This window comes from Pseudomonas sp. LBUM1669, assembly GCF_059695705.1.
Genome location: NZ_CP166784.1, coordinates 5019898 through 5035814, shown reverse-complemented (window position 1 = coordinate 5035814; position 15917 = coordinate 5019898). Strand labels below are relative to the sequence as shown.

Below are 15917 nucleotides of genomic sequence, written 5' to 3'. Positions count from 1 at the left end.
GCCGCACAACTAAGAGTGTCAAACCTAAGTTATTGAAACTTAAGTGAAAATTAATCGGAATAAGAATGTTTGTGTTCCGCGTCTAGAGCGTAAGCGGTTGATTTCCAGACATAAAAAAACCGGACATCAAGTCCGGTTCTTTGGAATACGGTATTTACGCGGCAGTAAATTCTACAGGGAAAGGAATCGCAGCCTGGGTCGATTGCAATTTGGTCAGGGTTTCACGCACCACTTCCTTGGCAAGGCAGGCGCATTTACCGCATTGGCTGGCTACGCCGGTAGCCTGACGGACTTCCTTGTAGCTGCAGCAACCTTCATAGATTGCATCGCGGATTTGACCGTCGGTGACGCCAGTGCAGAGGCAAACATACATAAGCTAAGAACCGTCGCTGGTGGTGACTCAGTTGCGATGGATCTTAATGTTAACGAGAATGATTGTCAAAGTGGTTTCTGAAAGCTTTGCGTTATAAGCGCGTATGACTGACGAACGGTTTTCATCCAGGCATCTGCCATTACCTGCCGCGATGGCCAATTTGGTGCGCCGATGAAAAACCGTTGAGGACAGCTGAAAAACGCCGTGTATGATGGTCGGTCCTTGCGAAGGGGGTCGTGTCACAGGGCTGTCGCCTGAGGGTGGCAGGCTGACGCGAACCCAGTTCTTCACGATATATAGACCAGGAGATATTCAATGAGCGTACTCGTAGGCAAACAAGCCCCGGACTTCACCGTACCTGCCGTCCTCGGCAATGGCGAAATCGTAGACAGCTACACCTTGTCCTCGGCCATCAAAGGAAAATACGGCCTGGTGTTCTTCTACCCACTGGACTTCACTTTCGTTTGCCCATCCGAGCTGATCGCTCTGGACAACCGTATGGCTGACTTCAAGGCGCGTAACGTAGAAGTGGTCGCGGTGTCGATCGATTCGCACTTCACCCACAACGCATGGCGCAACACCCCGGTGAACAATGGCGGTATCGGCCAGGTTCGTTACACCATGGCTGCCGACATGAAGCACGAAATCGCCAAGGCCTACGACGTTGAGTCCGAAGGCGGTGTGGCTTTCCGTGGCGCGTTCCTGATCGACGACAAAGGCATTGTCCGTTCGCAGATCATCAACGACCTGCCGCTGGGCCGTAACATGGAAGAGCTGATCCGTCTGGTCGACGCGCTGCAATTCCACGAAGAGCACGGCGAAGTTTGCCCTGCCAACTGGAAAAAAGGCGACAAAGGCATGACCGCTTCGACCGAAGGCGTCGCGGCTTACCTGACCGAGAACGCTGCGGCGCTGTAAGCCCAAGCGTCAGGCATAAAAAAACCGGCCGATGAGGCCGGTTTTTTTATGGGCGGGATAAACCCAGCGACCGGAATCAGTCGTTGAAGTCTTCCCAGCCGCCCATTTGTTTCCAGCGATTGACGATGCCGCAGAACAGCTCGGCCGTCTTCTCGGTGTCGTAGCGCGCCGAGTGAGCCTCTCGACCGTCGAAGTCGATGTCCGCCGCCTGGCAAGCCTTGGCCAGCACGGTTTGACCGTAAGCCAGGCCAGCGAGGGTCGCGGTATCGAAACTGGAGAATGGATGAAACGGGTTACGTTTCATGTCCAGGCGTGCGACAGCAGCGTTAAGGAAACCCAGGTCGAAGCTGCTGTTGTGCCCGACCAGAATCGCCCGTTTGCAGCCGTTGGCTTTCAGGGCCTTGCGGATACCGCGGAAAATATCGGTCAGGGCTGCTTCCTCGCTCACCGCCATGCGCAGCGGGTGATCGAGTTTGATCCCGGTGAACTCCAGCGCGGCCGCTTCAATGTTCGCGCCTTCAAAAGGTTCGACACGGAAGAAATAGGTGTGATCGGGGTACACAAAGCCTTTTTCATCCATGGCGATCGTGGTCGCGGCGATCTCCAGCAGGGCGTCAGTGGCAGAGTTGAAACCACCGGTTTCAACGTCGACAACAACTGGCAGGTACCCACGGAAGCGCTCAGCCATCGGGTGGCGCGAACCACCTCCGCCGCCTTGACCGTCCTGTTCGTCGTCGAAATGGTCTTCACTCACGCGTGTTCCTCCAGCAGGCGCCAGCGCAGTTTTTCACCGGCGCGCAGCGGGATTACGGTCAGCTCGCCAAATGGCAGGCTGGTTGGGGCGGTCCACTCATCGCGGACCAGGGTGATGCGATCGGTGTTCACCGGCAGGCCGTAGAAGCGCGGGCCGTTGAGGCTGGCGAAGGCTTCGAGCTTGTCCAGCGCGTTGCGTTGTTCGAAGGCTTCGGCGTACATCTCGATCGCCGCATAAGCGGTGTAGCAGCCGGCACAGCCGCAAGCCGCTTCTTTGGCGTGCTGGGCGTGAGGCGCCGAGTCGGTGCCGAGGAAGAACTTGTCGCTGCCGCTGGTGGCGGCGTCGAGCAGGGCTTCCTGGTGGGTATTGCGCTTGAGTATCGGCAGGCAATAGAAGTGCGGCCGAATCCCGCCCACCAGCATGTGATTGCGGTTGTACAGCAGGTGATGCGCGGTGATGGTCGCGCCAACGTTGGCCGAAGCCTCATTGACGAACTGCACGGCGTCCGCGGTGGTGATGTGTTCAAACACCACTTTGAGCGTCGGGAAACGCTCGACCACACGACGCATATGCTCATCGATGAAGATTTTTTCGCGGTCGAACACATCGACATCGCCGCGGGTGACTTCACCGTGAATCAACAAGGGCATCCCGACGTCGGCCATGGCCTCGAGTGCAGGGAAGATCTTGTCGATACTGGTGACGCCAGAGTCCGAGTTGGTGGTCGCGCCGGCCGGGTACAGCTTGGCAGCGTGAATGAAGCCGCTGGCCTTGGCCTCGCGAATTTCTTCGGGCTGGGTACGATCGGTCAGGTACAGCACCATCAACGGTTCGAAACGACTGCCGGCCGGGCGTGCAGCGAGAATCCGCTGGCGATAGGCGTCGGCTTCAGCGGCGTTACGCACCGGAGGTACCAGGTTGGGCATGATGATGGCGCGACCAAAGGTGCGCGCGACATCCGCAACGGTATTGGTCAACACAGCACCATCGCGAAGATGAATATGCCAGTCGTCGGGACGCAGCAGGGTCAGGCGGTCGGACATGAGGGGATTCCAGGCGGGTCAAACTCTGGGGAATGCTACCGGAAAAGACTCTCTCAGGCACTCGCTATCAAGTTTTGCAGGAAGCTTCCGATATCCAACAGGTATGCCGGAAATATGTGTGTCGGTCTTTTTGTTGTAGAAGCCAGTGGAGCCTCCCGTGCGCCAGCGTTATTTAGCCTTGCTCAGTGTGTTTGCCAGCCTCCCTGCGATGGCGCTCACTTTCCAGACACGTCTGGAGAGCATCGAGTGGACGGTCGAAGGTGACAAGTTCGAATGCCGCCTGACTCAACCGATCACCGATTTCGGTTCGGGTGAATTCGTGCGCCGCGCCGGCGAGCAGGCGACGTTTCGTCTCAAAGCCTACAACGCGATGATCGGCGGCGGTTCAGCGACCCTGCTGGCGGCCGCTGCGCCGTGGCAACCGGGACGTGGCGACATCAACCTGGGTTCGGTGAGAATCGGCAGCGGCAACGTGTTGTTCAACAGTTCGCAAGTTCAGGCCGGACGCCTGATCAGCGGGTTGATGGACGGCCGCAGTCCGGTCATCCGGCATTCCTCTGGCGATGGCCGCGTCTCTGAAGTGCGCCTGTTGCCGGTCAAGTTCAGTAAGGCCTTCAACGACTATCAGGGCTGCGTGGCGAAACTGCTGCCGAAGAATTTCGAGCAGGTCAAACAGTCCGAGATCGGCTTCCCGGGTGAAGGCTTCGATCTCGATCCGCAAGCCAAGGCGCAGTTGCAGGTGATGCTGGAGTTCATGAAGGCGGATCCGACGGTCAATCACATCGAACTCGACGGACACTCCGACAACAGCGGCAATCGCCTGACCAACCGCGAGCTGTCACGCCGTCGGGCGTTGGCGGTAATGGACTATTTCAAAGCCAATGGCATTCAGGAATCGCAGGTCACCCTGCGTTTCCACGGTGAGCGCTACCCTGTGGCGCCGAACACCAACGCGACCAACCGCGCGAAGAATCGTCGGGTCGCCGTGCGCCTGGAGCGGGTGGCCCCGACCGAGAAAGTCGCGCCTCAAACCACGACGCCGGGAAGCTCTTCGGCGACCTCCTGAGTTCGCTGAATTCGTCGCTCGCTCGACAGAATCTGTCGCTTCGTCGTCATAAGCTGTCGCGCCTCTGTAAATTATTCCGTATGACCGGTAGACTTCACGGCTTTCCGTAGAACCCCGTGGAGTGATGGCATGGCGGACGTAAACAAGGTCGTTCTGGCGTATTCCGGCGGCCTGGACACTTCGGTGATCCTCAAGTGGCTGCAGGATACTTATAACTGTGAAGTGGTGACCTTTACCGCTGACCTGGGTCAGGGCGAAGAGGTCGAACCTGCACGCGCCAAGGCTCAGGCCATGGGCGTGAAAGAGATCTACATCGACGATTTGCGCGAAGAATTCGTGCGCGATTTCGTTTTCCCGATGTTCCGCGCCAACACCGTTTACGAAGGCGAGTACCTGCTGGGTACTTCCATCGCTCGTCCGTTGATCGCCAAACGCCTGATCGAAATCGCCAACGAAACCGGCGCTGACGCCATTTCCCACGGCGCCACCGGCAAGGGTAACGACCAGGTTCGTTTCGAACTGGGCGCCTACGCCTTGAAGCCCGGGGTGAAAGTGATCGCTCCGTGGCGCGAATGGGACCTGCTCTCCCGTGAAAAGCTGATGGATTATGCTGAAAAGCACAACATCCCGATCGAGCGCCATGGCAAGAAAAAATCTCCGTACTCGATGGATGCCAACCTGCTGCACATCTCCTATGAAGGCGGCGTGCTGGAAGACACCTGGACCGAGCACGAAGAAGACATGTGGAAATGGACCGTCTCTCCGGAGAACGCTCCTGACAAGGCACAGTACCTGGAACTGACCTACCGCAACGGCGACATCGTGGCACTGGACGGCGTCGAAATGACCCCGGCCACCGTGCTGGCGACCCTGAACCGTATCGGTGGCGAACACGGTATCGGCCGTCTCGACATCGTCGAGAACCGTTACGTGGGCATGAAGTCCCGTGGCTGCTACGAAACCCCTGGCGGCACCATCATGCTGCGCGCGCACCGTGCGATCGAATCGATCACCCTGGACCGCGAAGTGGCTCACCTCAAAGACGAGCTGATGCCTAAATACGCCAGCCTGATCTACACCGGTTACTGGTGGAGCCCTGAGCGTCTGATGTTGCAACAGATGATCGATGCGTCCCAGGCACACGTGAACGGCGTTGTGCGCCTGAAGCTGTACAAGGGCAACGTGATCGTCACCGGTCGCAAGTCCGACGAATCGTTGTTCGATGCCAACATCGCGACCTTCGAAGAAGACGGCGGCGCCTACAACCAGGCCGACGCGGCGGGCTTTATCAAGCTCAACGCCTTGCGCATGCGCATTGCTGCGAACAAAGGCCGGAAGCTTTTCTGAGACCTTTGAAGCTGCAACGACGGTAATGGAAATGTGGCCTTGTCGGTGACAAGGCCACAATTCTGAAAAGAGGGATTTATCCTGCCGGGTATCATGTTTCAACTTTCTTGTTGTTGTTACAAATAAGCTTTCGTCTGCTTTTGCTCTCCGATTGTCCTTCGAGAGCTTTCTTCTGCTATCGGTACTCAAGCCATAGTCGTCATGCCATGTGAGCTCAGATTGTAAGCAACCCAGAACGTCGTGCTGCTGCGTTTCCTGGTCTGTTTCGAATGCTTGTGTGCGCCTTCCTTCAACAATGCTTCTGAATCAGTACACGTGAGAAACACGATCACGCGCGCAGGATTTTCCTGTGGTTGCTGGGCCTTTTCAATCAAGGTGTTGAAGTCCATTTTGTTGCTCATCCATCGTGCATCGACGATGTGCAGATCCTTTAGCAACACCGTTGCGCGTAAGTGGTGCTCCAAATGCTCGGGTGTATTGACTTGCGAGTGATCGACATCGGCCATGGCCTTGATGAAATGCTTGCCTTTCTCAAAATCAGAGGGCGCGTAAAGCGATCGATAGTTGAAGTTGAGTGTGACGAAGAATAGAAAGAGCAAGTAAAAGGGGAAACTGATAAGAAACCAGATGTAGAACTCTCGTTCCTTATTGTCGAGAAAGGGAAGAGAAATAGCCGCTGAAGTTTCAGACAGTGTTGCGAATATCGCAATGATTGTCATGGGGTTGGAGATTCTTGTTTTGAGTTTGCTCATGTTGTTTGCTCATGAAAGATTGTCTGTTCTCGATCGATTTATGGAGAGGTTTCGGGTTTTGGTAAATCGCTGTAGTCGGGAAGATAGTCTGCTGTTTTGGTGACGTCCTTTTAGTTGGTTTATTAATGGGTGTCATAGTAGCTGTATTGTTTTAGCTTCGGGTATTTTTGTTGTTCTTGTTTTAATAAGTTTAAGGTTAAATGCTGTTTCTGAAGTGTTGCTTGATGTAAGGCCTGTTGTAATGGGTTTAGTGGGTAAGTCTGGATTTTAACGAACAGGTGTGAATGTTGGCTTGACAATATCGGTTACTTTTTAAGCGTAGCTCAATCGCCAGCGTTTGTCGGACCCTTCGGCCAGCCGCTGGTTTCTTTGATTTCCTGATGTAAATCGATACAAAAACAGTTTTAAAAGCACCGCGCTGACGGGGCGGTAAAATTTAAGACACACAGTATTCGTGTGATTTTTGTAAGACATGTCCTGCTTGTTTGTAGGGAATGTCTCTCGCTGCGGGTGGCCGAGGGGGCCGGCATGCCATGGATGAAACGACTAGGCTATTGTGCGGGCTCTAAAAATTCGAACAGCGGAATTGGACTTGCCCATGAATAAAGTGCTGATCGTGGATGATCACCCCGTCATTCGTCTTGCGGTACGTATGCTGATGGAGCGCCATGGCTACGAAGTCATTGCAGAAACAGATAACGGTGTGGATGCGTTACAACTTGCCCGCGAACTTATGCCGGATATTGTCATTCTGGATATTGGAATACCGAAGCTGGACGGGTTGGAAGTCATTGCGCGTCTGACATCAACGGCGATGCCTCTTAAAGTGCTGATATTGACCTCTCAGGCCCCTGGACATTTTTCCATGCGTTGCATGCAATCGGGGGCCGCCGGGTATGTCTGCAAACAACAGGATCTCACTGAGTTGCTCAGTGCGATAAAAGCCGTACTCTCGGGCTACAGCTACTTTCCGAATCAAGCGCTGCACACCGTTCGCTCCAGTCTCGGGAATGCCAGTGAAGCCGATATGGTGGATCGTCTGTCCGGGCGCGAAATGATGGTGTTGCAACAGTTGGCTCGAGGAAAGACAAACAAGGAGATTGCCGATGGAATGTTTCTCAGCAATAAAACGGTCAGTACTTACAAGACACGCCTGTTGTTGAAACTCAATGCTCGCTCTTTGGTTGATCTGATCGAACTCGCTCAACGTAATGGACTGGTATGAATCCACTGGCGATTGACGAGGCGCGATGAAAGGGCGTTCATCAGGGATCGGCACTCAGTAAAAAGCCTCCGTTTCGGGAGGCTTTTAGGTGTCAAAGGTCAAAATCGTAATCGGCCAATTGCTTTTGCAGTCGGCGCTCCTCCAGCAGATTGTCGATGGTGCGGCGTTTGCTCAGGTTGGTCTTTGCCACTTCAACCACCGGTTCAGCTTCATCGGCCTCAACGGGTGTGAAGTCGTCTTCTACGTCCAATTGCTCTTTGCCAGTGCTCATAAAGTTAACTCCAGGCTAAGACTGCCTTTGGCGCTCCTTATATCGACAAACTCCCGGCGGGTAAAAAAGATTTTTTCAATCGATGGATCAATAAATCTAATAGCGCCTCAATCGTCCGAGGTCTTTTGCTTGTATTCGCACAGGTCTTCGATCCGGCAGCTCCCGCAACGAGGCTTGCGGGCCAGGCAAACGTAGCGTCCATGAAGGATCAGCCAATGGTGTGAATCGAGCAGGTATTGCTTGGGGACAAACTTCATCAGCTTCATCTCCACCTCGACCACGTTTTTGCCCGGTGCAATGCCTGTGCGGTTGCTGACCCGGAAAATGTGGGTGTCCACGGCCATGGTCAGTTGCCGGAAAGCAGTATTGAGCACCACGTTGGCGGTCTTGCGGCCGACGCCGGGCAGCGCTTCCAGTTCCTCTCGGGTTTGCGGAACCTCGCCGCCATGGCGCTCCACCAGCAAACGACAGGTTTCGATCACGTTTTTCGCTTTGCTGTTGAACAGGCCGATGGTCTTGATGTATTCCGACAGCCCTTCGACCCCCAAGGCATGAATCGCCGCCGGCGTATTGGCCACCGGGTAGAGTTTGGCGGTGGCCTTGTTCACGCCGACATCGGTCGACTGGGCGGACAGAATGACGGCAATCAGCAATTCGAACGGCGAGCAATAAGCCAGTTCGGTCTTCGGTTCCGGGTTGTCTTCGTGAAACCTGCGGAAAATTTCCAGGCGTTTTGCGGCATTCATGGACAGTGCGTTTCCTCGAAGTCGGTCAGTGTGAGGGAGTCGGTCGGTGCCAGGCCTGCCAGGCGGCGATCAGCAGTCCCAAGAGAATGAATCCGCCAGGGACCAGCGTGGCCAGGTGCAGGCCACCGTTGCCAATGACCTCGCGCAGCAGGCCTAGGCTCACCATCAGCGCGCCAAACAGGCCACACAAGCGCAGGCGATCAAGCCGCGACTCCTGGAAAAAACCATTGTGTTCCAGCGCCACGCATTGCACGGCGATCAATCCTGCATAAATCCCCACGTGCTGATGCCATTGAAGTGACCCGACCTGCGCGGCCAGTTCCGCGCAACTGGTTAACGTGGCGGCCAACAGGATGCTCGCAAGCAAGCGAGTAGACGGGATCAGCCGTGATCGCAAGGCGGCCATGCTGACGTCATAGGCATTGATCACCACGAAGAACATCAACCACAGGCCGAGGGCGGTCAGCCAGGCGTCCGTAGCGCCGATCAGAGGCGCAAGCATCAGAGAGTTGCGCAGTGTCGATGTCTTATTCATGCGCGCTGCTCCCGATCAGCTGTTGCGGGTGTTCGTCGAAGAAACGCAACGCGTCATGAACGGCGCTGATCACCGCTCGTGAAGTAATGGTCGCGCCCGCTATCTGATCAAATTGGCCCTGGTCTTTTTTCAAGGCCCAGCCCGTGTCACCGGGGTCGGCTCGGGACTTGCCGGTAAACACCTGGAGCCAGGCATTGGGCCAGTCTGCGATCTTGCCGCCCAGTGCAGGGGTTTCCGATTGCTTGAGGGTCTTGACCCCCAGCAACTTGCCATTTGCGCCGATGGCGATCAGCAGCTCGATAGAGCCCTCGTAACCGAGGGTCTGGCTGCGCAGCAATACCACGCTCGGTCGGCCGGCCTTGGTCGCCAGATAGCCGCCCAGCAGCGCGCTGTTGGGCAGCCGGATGCTTTCGAGGGCGAGTGGCTGGTCCAACGGTTGATTGTCGTAGCTGTCTGGCGGTAGCAGGTCCAGCAGGTTGCGGCTGTCGATCGAGCGCTGTTGCGCACTGATGCGCGGTTCGCTGGCGTGCTGCACGAAGTACGTCACGCCAATCCCCAGCCCGGCCAGCAGCACCAGACACACAACGCTCGTCGCTCGGTTCATGGGGCAATCTGCTCCTGCCTGGACGCCACTAACCGCTCCAGCGCCGGGACGCAAAGGTTCATCAGCAACACGGCAAACGCCACGCCGTCCGGGTAACCGCCCCAGGTACGAATCAGGTAGGTCAGTAATCCCACGCCGGCACCGAACAACAGTCGGGCACCGGGGCTTTTCGCGCCGGACACCGGCTCGGTGGCAATAAAGAATGCACCCAGCATGGTCGCGCCGGTTAGCAGGTGAAACAGCGGCGAGCCATGGGAGTCGGAGCCCGAACCGTTCCAGCACAGCAGGCTGATGATGAACAGGCTGGCGAGCATGCCGACCGGGGCGTGCCAGGTGAACACCCGCCGTTGCAGAAGAAACGCGCCGCCGGCGAGAAAGGCCAGATTGACCCATTCCACACCGCGTCCGCCAAAATGGCCAAACGCCGCGTTGCTCACGAAGAGTTCATCCATGGTCAGGCTTTTGTTGATCCGCAGGCTGTCCAGCGCCGTGGCCTGGACCCAGGCATCTGGCGCCTGGCCGAAGCCGAAGATCTGTTGCAAGCCACCGAGCAGACTCATGCCGTGGGACGACGGCCACAGGGGCATGTGCTGGGGAAAGGTCACCAGCACCAGGGCAAAACCGAGCATCGCCGGGTTGAACGGATTCTTGCCGACGCCACCGTATAGGTGTTTGCCGAGCAACGCGAACGCCACCGCACTGACCGTCAGCCACCATGGGCAATAAGGAGGCAGGGCCAGGGCCAGCAACGTCGCGCTGACGAGGGCGCTGCCGTCGCTCAAGGTCGGTTTGATCGATTGCTTGCGCAGTTGCAATACCGCGGCTTCAACCGCCAATGCGGTAACGATCGCCAGCATCAGGTTGATCAATACGCCCCAGCCATATAACCAGAACAACGCCAGCATCCCCGGCACCGTGGCCAGCAACACCAGCTTCATGGCCTGCTGAAGGCGTTCGTCCACCGATTCAAGGGGCGACATAGGCATCCACCTGACGCTCGGCGTCCGTCACCGCGCGTTCCAGCGCTGCAATCTGTTCAGCCGAAGCTTCGCCGGTTCGCGCCTTGTTGAGTTCGGCGCGGCGCATGGCCAGCTGGATCTTCGCCCGTTTCAGTTCGGCATCCTTCGCTGGTGCGGCCGGTGCCGGTGCCGGGATTGACGGCGCGCTGCTTTCCAGCTTCGCCAATGCTTGCTCCGCCACTTCGAACTGCTGTTGCAGCACGATCAGTTGCGACTGCTGCTCGAAGGTCGGCGGATGTCCGAACGCCTTGAGCGACTTGTTCAGTTGCGCACGACTCATCGCCAGGTCGATCTTGGCTTTTTTCAACGCTGCATCGGCGTTTGCCGCTTTCTGCGCGCGCACTCGCTCAAGCGCGGCCTGAACCGGGTCGAGCGTCGGCACTTCGTTGTGCTGCACGGCGCGTTGGGCGCGGGCCTGGCGTTCGGCGAGCTTCTGCTCTTCCTCACGGCGCAAGCGGGCGTTGCGCTGTTCGAAGCGACGCCGCGCATGATTGCGTTTGGCGGTGCGCGCCTGTTGTTCCTCAAGGCTGAACGCCAGGCCACCGACAATCGGCAGCACCGTGGTCAAGGGCAGTGGCCGCATTTCGATGCAATCCACCGGGCACGGCGCGACACACAGGTCGCAACCGGTGCATTCGTCGATGATCACCGTGTGCATCAATTTGGCAGCGCCGACGATGGCATCCACCGGGCACGCCTGGATGCACTTGGTGCAACCGATGCATTCGGCTTCGCGGATGTAAGCGATCTGCGCCGGTGCCGAGCCGCGACTGACGTCCAGTTCCAGCACCGGTACTTTCAGCAACGCAGCCAGCGCCGAGATGGTTTCGCTGCCCCCAGGCGGGCACTTGTTGATTGGCTCGCCGCTGGCGATGCCTTCGGCGTAAGGCTTGCATCCGGGATGGCCGCACTTGCCGCATTGGGTCTGGGGCAAGAGGGCGTCGATGCGTTGAATCAGACTCATGTTTTGATCAGCCCGCTGAATCCGAGAAAAGCCACTGCGATCAGTCCGGCGCCGATCAACTCGATCGGCAGGCCACGAAAGGGCAGGGGGACATCGTTATCGAGAGTGCGCTGGCGCAAGTCGCTGAACAGACTCAGCACCAGCCAGAACCCCAGCCCGGCGCCGAGGCACAGGGCAGTGGCATGAAAGAATCCCTGGTCGTGCGTGGTGTTGAACAATGTCAGCCCAAGCACGCCCGCATTGCCCAGCAGCAGCGGCCAGAGGCCATCGAACGCAATCCTGGGCAGTAACCGCGACAGCAACTTCAGCAGTGGGCCAATCAACAGGACGCTCAATGGCAGGAACACGAAAAGGCGCAGCGAGGTCAGTTCCAGCGGCACCAGCAGCCAGTGATAGGCCGAGTAGCTCAACATGCCGACAATCAGCATCAGACACGTCGTCGCAATACCCAATGCATGAACCTGACCGCGCTCGCTGCCCAGCAGCGGATCGACGCCCAGCGGCCAATGCAACACGAGGTTGTTGATCAGGGCAGCGCTGATAAGCGTAAGAAACATCTCGGTCATGATCGTGCCGGTAGAAAGAGGGCTTTTTAACGGAGCGGTCTAAAAAGCTTAGGCATTATCCGGGAAGGAAGGAGGGTGGGGCCAGATATGAAAATCCCACAGCCGCGCCAGGCACGACTGTGGGATCGATTTACCGCAGAACCTTACTTGATGCGCTGACCCGGCTTGGCGCCGCTGTCGGGGCTGAGCAGGTAGATTTCTTCCCCGCCAGGGCCAGCGGCCATCACCATGCCTTCGGAGATGCCGAACTTCATTTTCCGTGGCTTGAGGTTGGCGATCATCATGGTCAGACGACCATTGAGCTTGGACGGATCCGGATAAGCACTCTTGATCCCGGAGAACACGTTGCGTTGCTCGTCACCGATGTCCAGGGTCAGGCGCAGCAGTTTGTCCGCTCCTTCCACGTGTTCAGCCTTGACGATCAAGGCGACGCGCAGGTCGACCGCTGCAAAGGCGTCGAACTCGATCTCCGGTGACAGCGGATCCTTGGCCAGTTCACCGTTGCCGGCGGGCGCAGCATCGCCAGTGTCGGTTGCGCTGGCGGTCAGGTCTTCTTTCGAGGCATCGCTCATGGCTTGCACTTTTACCGGGTCGATACGGGTCATCAACGGCTTGAACTCGTTCAGCTGATGGTTGCTGAGCAAGGTCGCGTGGTCATTCCAGGTCAGCGGCGCGACGTTGAGGAACGCCTCTGCGTCGGCGGCCAGCAACGGCAGCACCGGTTTGAGGAAGATCACCAGTTGGCGGAACAGGTTGACGCCCAAGGCGCAGATCGCCTGGACTTCGTCCTGCTTGCCTTCCTGTTTGTTCAGCGACCACGGCGCCTTGTCGGCGATCCAGGCGTTGGCACGGTCGGCCAGGCCCATGATCTCGCGCATGGCACGGGCGAAGTCGCGAGCCTCATAGGCTTCGGCGATGCTCGGCGCTGCGGCGAGGAACGCTTCGGTCAGTTCTGGTGCGGCGTTGCCAGCCACCAGCACACCGCCGTTACCCTTGTGGATAAAGCCGGCGCAACGGCTGGCGATGTTGACGACTTTGCCGACCAGGTCGGAGTTGACCTTCTGCACGAAATCTTCGAGGTTCAGGTCCAGGTCATCAACACCACGGCTCAGCTTGGCCGCGTAGTAGTAACGCAGGTATTCCGGCGACAGGTGGTCCAGGTAAGTCCGGGCCTTGATAAAGGTGCCGCGGGATTTGGACATTTTCTGACCGTTGACGGTCAGGTAGCCGTGCACGTTGATGCCGGTCGGCTTACGGAAACCGGCGCCTTCGAGCATGGCTGGCCAGAACAGGGCGTGGAAGTTGACGATGTCCTTGCCGATGAAGTGGTACAGCTCGGCGGTGGAATCCTTGCCCCAGAACGCGTCGAAATCCAGTTCCGGACGGCGGGCACAAAGGTTCTTGAAGCTGGCCATGTAGCCGATCGGCGCGTCCAGCCAGACATAGAAGTACTTGCCCGGCTCGTCGGGGATTTCGAAGCCGAAGTACGGCGCGTCGCGGGAAATGTCCCACTGTTGCAGGCCGGCATCCAGCCATTCGGCGATCTTGTTCGCCACGGCTTCTTGCAGGGTGCCGCTGCGGGTCCAGGCCTGCAGCATTTCCTGGAAGTCCGGCAGCTTGAAGAAGAAGTGCTGGGAATCCTTGAGCACCGGGGTGGCGCCAGAGATCGCCGACTTCGGATCCTTCAGGTCGGTCGGCGCGTAGGTTGCACCGCATTTTTCGCAGTTGTCGCCGTATTGGTCTTCAGTGCCGCATTTCGGGCAGGTGCCCTTGATGAAGCGGTCGGCCAGGAACATTTTCTTTTCCGGGTCGAAGTACTGCGTGATCGAGCGCTGGGCGATGTGCCCGGCGTCGCGCAGCTTCAGGTAGATCTGGCTCGACAGCTCACGGTTTTCTTCAGCGTGAGTGGAGTGGAAGTTGTCGAAGTCCACCAGGAACTCGGCAAAGTCGGCGCTGTGTTCAGCCTGGACGTTGGCGATCAATTGTTCCGGGGTGATGCCTTCCTTTTCCGCGCGCAGCATGATGGCCGAACCATGGGCGTCGTCGGCGCAAACATAAATGCATTGGTTGCCGCGGTGCTTCTGGAAGCGCACCCACATATCGGTCTGGATGTATTCCAGCATGTGGCCAAGATGGATCGAACCATTGGCATAGGGCAGGGCGCTGGTGACGAGGATCTTGCGTGGCTCGGACATGGGGCTCGGCTACTTGATGAAACGGAGGTCGGCCACTATAAAGCGCCGGCGCATATTTTTCACCCCGTGCGCCTGTATCCATATGCGGCAATCGCAAAAAACTGCAGTTATGGATTAGTTGGATGCTGAGGAGCTTTTGTGGCGAGGGAGCTTGTTCCCGCTGGGTGGCGAAGCCGCCCCAAACCCTATAGCCCGGCTCTGTCAGGAGGATCGCGTCAACCTGATTGCGACTGCTGCGCAGCCGAGCGGGAGCAAGCTCCCTCGCCACAGGGATGTGTTTGCCACAAATCATCGGCGGGCATGCCGTCCATGACCTAGAACGGTTAGGATACCCCCCTGATTTTCCAGTCTTGCTATCGGAGTTGCCCATGAGCGCCGTCAATCGCGCAGCGGTGGAAGCCGTCCTTCGCCAATACACCGACCCTTATTTGGACCAGGACCCGGTCAGCGCCGGGTGCGTGCGCAGCATCGACATCCAGGGCGATCGCGTCAGCGTGCAACTGGAACTGGGCTACGCCGCCGGTCTGTTCAAAAGTGGCTGGTCGCAGATGCTGCAGATGGCGATCGAAGGCCTCGATGGCGTGACAAGCGCTCGCGTTGACATCACCAGCGTGATCGCCGCGCACAAGGCTCAGGCGCAAATCCCGGGCCTGGCCAACGTCAAGAACGTGGTCGCCGTGGCGTCCGGCAAGGGCGGCGTGGGTAAATCCACCACTGCCGCCAACCTCGCGCTGGCCCTGGCCCGTGAAGGCGCCAAGGTCGGGATTCTCGACGCGGACATCTACGGTCCAAGCCAGGGCATCATGTTCGGCATCCCCGAAGGCACCCGGCCGAAGATCAAGGATCAGAAGTGGTTCGTGCCGATCGAATCCCATGGCGTTGAAGTGATGTCGATGGCGTTCCTGACCGACGACAACACGCCGATGGTCTGGCGCGGGCCGATGGTCTCCGGCGCGTTGTTGCAGCTGGTCACGCAAACCGCCTGGGGCGACTTGGATTACCTGGTCATCGACATGCCGCCAGGCACCGGTGACATCCAGCTGACCCTGGCGCAGAAAGTCCCGGTGGCCGGTGCCGTCATTGTCACCACCCCGCAAGACCTGGCGCTGCTGGACGCGCGCAAAGGCGTGGAGATGTTCCGCAAGGTCAACATCCCGGTGCTGGGCGTGGTGGAAAACATGGCCGTGCACATCTGCTCAAACTGCGGGCATGCCGAGCATTTGTTTGGTGAGGGCGGTGGGGTGAAGCTGGCCAACCAGTATGGCGTCGAGTTGCTGGCGTCGTTGCCGCTGGCAATGGCTATCCGCGAACAGGCCGATGGCGGCAAGCCAACGGTGATCGCCGAGCCGGACAGCCCTATTGCGCTGGTGTATCAGGAACTCGCCCGCCACGTCGGCGCGCGGATTGTGTTGCAGGAAGCGGCATCACCGGCAATGCCGAACATCACCATCAGCGACGACTAAATCACTGAAGAAACGCAATCCCCTGTAGGAGTGAGCCTGCTCGCGATAACGGTGTACCAGTCACCATCAAGGGTGA

The 15917-nt window shown here is 58.0% G+C and carries 17 protein-coding genes; 5 read left to right on the top strand and 12 right to left on the bottom strand.

Annotation, left to right across the window (positions count from 1 at the left end):
• Window positions 1–154: 154 nt before the first annotated feature.
• Complete coding sequence (locus tag ACA051_RS23390) at window positions 155–373, bottom strand: bacterioferritin-associated ferredoxin (protein WP_497305082.1); 219 nt, start codon at window positions 371–373, stop codon at window positions 155–157.
• A 315-nt stretch (window positions 374–688) separates the two neighbouring features.
• Here ACA051_RS23390 and ACA051_RS23385 point away from each other — a divergent pair, with 315 nt between their 5' ends.
• Window positions 689–1291: a peroxiredoxin gene (locus tag ACA051_RS23385; RefSeq protein WP_109634439.1), complete on the top strand. Its 603-nt coding sequence runs from the start codon at window positions 689–691 to the stop codon at window positions 1289–1291.
• 76 nt (window positions 1292–1367) lie between these two features.
• On the opposite strand, the gene rnt is transcribed toward ACA051_RS23385, so the two are convergent.
• Window positions 1368–2045, bottom strand: a complete 678-nt coding sequence (gene rnt, locus ACA051_RS23380; protein WP_064679478.1) for a ribonuclease T — start codon at window positions 2043–2045, stop codon at window positions 1368–1370.
• Window positions 2042–3088, bottom strand: a complete 1047-nt coding sequence (pyrC, locus tag ACA051_RS23375; protein ID WP_497372101.1) for a dihydroorotase — start codon at window positions 3086–3088, stop codon at window positions 2042–2044. The genes rnt and pyrC overlap by 4 nt, the downstream gene beginning before the upstream one ends.
• Window positions 3089–3245: 157 nt before the next feature.
• Here pyrC and ACA051_RS23370 point away from each other — a divergent pair, with 157 nt between their 5' ends.
• Together ACA051_RS23370 and ACA051_RS23365 are read left to right on the top strand one after the other, a co-directional pair.
• Window positions 3246–4154: a flagellar protein MotY gene (locus tag ACA051_RS23370; protein ID WP_497305078.1), complete on the top strand. Its 909-nt coding sequence runs from the start codon at window positions 3246–3248 to the stop codon at window positions 4152–4154.
• Window positions 4155–4283: 129 nt separating this feature from the next.
• Entirely contained in the window at window positions 4284–5501 is a 1218-nt protein-coding gene (locus tag ACA051_RS23365) for an argininosuccinate synthase (RefSeq protein WP_088422930.1), read from the top strand.
• Window positions 5502–5686: 185 nt separating this feature from the next.
• On the opposite strand, the gene ACA051_RS23360 is transcribed toward ACA051_RS23365, so the two are convergent.
• A complete protein-coding gene (locus ACA051_RS23360; protein WP_497372099.1) occupies window positions 5687–6253 on the bottom strand; it encodes a hypothetical protein in 567 nt (188 codons plus the stop codon).
• 598 nt (window positions 6254–6851) lie between these two features.
• On the opposite strand from ACA051_RS23360, the gene ACA051_RS23355 reads away from it, so the two are divergent.
• A complete protein-coding gene (locus ACA051_RS23355; protein WP_007943575.1) occupies window positions 6852–7478 on the top strand; it encodes a response regulator transcription factor in 627 nt (208 codons plus the stop codon).
• Window positions 7479–7569: 91 nt separating this feature from the next.
• Here ACA051_RS23355 and ACA051_RS23350 read toward each other — a convergent pair whose 3' ends face one another.
• The 8 genes from ACA051_RS23350 to metG form a co-directional block, all read right to left on the bottom strand.
• A complete protein-coding gene (locus tag ACA051_RS23350; RefSeq protein ID WP_339556444.1) occupies window positions 7570–7749 on the bottom strand; it encodes a PA3496 family putative envelope integrity protein in 180 nt (59 codons plus the stop codon).
• Window positions 7750–7856: 107 nt separating this feature from the next.
• A complete protein-coding gene (gene nth, locus ACA051_RS23345) occupies window positions 7857–8495 on the bottom strand; it encodes an endonuclease III (protein WP_497372097.1) in 639 nt (212 codons plus the stop codon).
• A 25-nt stretch (window positions 8496–8520) separates the two neighbouring features.
• Window positions 8521–9030, bottom strand: a complete 510-nt coding sequence (locus ACA051_RS23340) for an Rnf-Nqr domain containing protein (RefSeq protein WP_497372095.1) — start codon at window positions 9028–9030, stop codon at window positions 8521–8523.
• A complete protein-coding gene (locus tag ACA051_RS23335; protein ID WP_497372093.1) occupies window positions 9023–9634 on the bottom strand; it encodes an RnfABCDGE type electron transport complex subunit G in 612 nt (203 codons plus the stop codon). Before ACA051_RS23335 ends, ACA051_RS23340 begins: the two co-directional genes overlap by 8 nt.
• On the bottom strand, window positions 9631–10614 hold the full coding sequence (locus tag ACA051_RS23330) for an RnfABCDGE type electron transport complex subunit D (protein WP_497372091.1): 984 nt from the start codon (window positions 10612–10614) through the stop codon (window positions 9631–9633). Before ACA051_RS23330 ends, ACA051_RS23335 begins: the two co-directional genes overlap by 4 nt.
• Window positions 10601–11617, bottom strand: a complete 1017-nt coding sequence (gene rsxB / locus ACA051_RS23325; RefSeq protein WP_497372089.1) for an electron transport complex subunit RsxB — start codon at window positions 11615–11617, stop codon at window positions 10601–10603. Before rsxB ends, ACA051_RS23330 begins: the two co-directional genes overlap by 14 nt.
• Window positions 11614–12183, bottom strand: a complete 570-nt coding sequence (locus ACA051_RS23320) for an Rnf-Nqr domain containing protein (RefSeq protein ID WP_497372087.1) — start codon at window positions 12181–12183, stop codon at window positions 11614–11616. The genes rsxB and ACA051_RS23320 overlap by 4 nt, the downstream gene beginning before the upstream one ends.
• Before the next feature lie 143 nt (window positions 12184–12326).
• Window positions 12327–14378 carry a methionine--tRNA ligase gene (gene metG, locus ACA051_RS23315; RefSeq protein ID WP_497372085.1) on the bottom strand — a complete coding sequence of 684 codons (2052 nt, stop codon included), beginning with the start codon at window positions 14376–14378 and terminating at the stop codon, window positions 12327–12329.
• A gap of 368 nt (window positions 14379–14746) precedes the next feature.
• Between metG and apbC the strand changes: the two genes are divergently transcribed.
• Window positions 14747–15841 carry an iron-sulfur cluster carrier protein ApbC gene (apbC, locus tag ACA051_RS23310; protein WP_497372083.1) on the top strand — a complete coding sequence of 365 codons (1095 nt, stop codon included), beginning with the start codon at window positions 14747–14749 and terminating at the stop codon, window positions 15839–15841.
• Window positions 15842–15917: the final 76 nt, after the last annotated feature.

Bases quoted from the DNA above. Each gene is read 5' to 3' on its own strand.
- ACA051_RS23390 (WP_497305082.1), bottom strand. From the start codon at position 373: ATGTATGTTTGCCTCTGCACTGGCGTCACCGACGGTCAAATCCGCGAT.
- ACA051_RS23340 (WP_497372095.1), bottom strand. From the start codon at position 9,030: ATGAATAAGACATCGACACTGCGCAACTCTCTGATGCTTGCGCCTCTG.
- pyrC (WP_497372101.1), bottom strand. From the start codon at position 3,088: ATGTCCGACCGCCTGACCCTGCTGCGTCCCGACGACTGGCATATTCAT.
- metG (WP_497372085.1), bottom strand. From the start codon at position 14,378: ATGTCCGAGCCACGCAAGATCCTCGTCACCAGCGCCCTGCCCTATGCC.
- rsxB (WP_497372089.1), bottom strand. From the start codon at position 11,617: ATGAGTCTGATTCAACGCATCGACGCCCTCTTGCCCCAGACCCAATGC.
- ACA051_RS23320 (WP_497372087.1), bottom strand. From the start codon at position 12,183: ATGACCGAGATGTTTCTTACGCTTATCAGCGCTGCCCTGATCAACAAC.
- ACA051_RS23365 (WP_088422930.1), top strand. From the start codon at position 4,284: ATGGCGGACGTAAACAAGGTCGTTCTGGCGTATTCCGGCGGCCTGGAC.
- ACA051_RS23335 (WP_497372093.1), bottom strand. From the start codon at position 9,634: ATGAACCGAGCGACGAGCGTTGTGTGTCTGGTGCTGCTGGCCGGGCTG.
- nth (WP_497372097.1), bottom strand. From the start codon at position 8,495: ATGAATGCCGCAAAACGCCTGGAAATTTTCCGCAGGTTTCACGAAGAC.
- ACA051_RS23355 (WP_007943575.1), top strand. From the start codon at position 6,852: ATGAATAAAGTGCTGATCGTGGATGATCACCCCGTCATTCGTCTTGCG.
- apbC (WP_497372083.1), top strand. From the start codon at position 14,747: ATGAGCGCCGTCAATCGCGCAGCGGTGGAAGCCGTCCTTCGCCAATAC.
- ACA051_RS23385 (WP_109634439.1), top strand. From the start codon at position 689: ATGAGCGTACTCGTAGGCAAACAAGCCCCGGACTTCACCGTACCTGCC.
- ACA051_RS23330 (WP_497372091.1), bottom strand. From the start codon at position 10,614: ATGTCGCCCCTTGAATCGGTGGACGAACGCCTTCAGCAGGCCATGAAG.
- ACA051_RS23350 (WP_339556444.1), bottom strand. From the start codon at position 7,749: ATGAGCACTGGCAAAGAGCAATTGGACGTAGAAGACGACTTCACACCC.
- ACA051_RS23360 (WP_497372099.1), bottom strand. From the start codon at position 6,253: ATGAGCAAACTCAAAACAAGAATCTCCAACCCCATGACAATCATTGCG.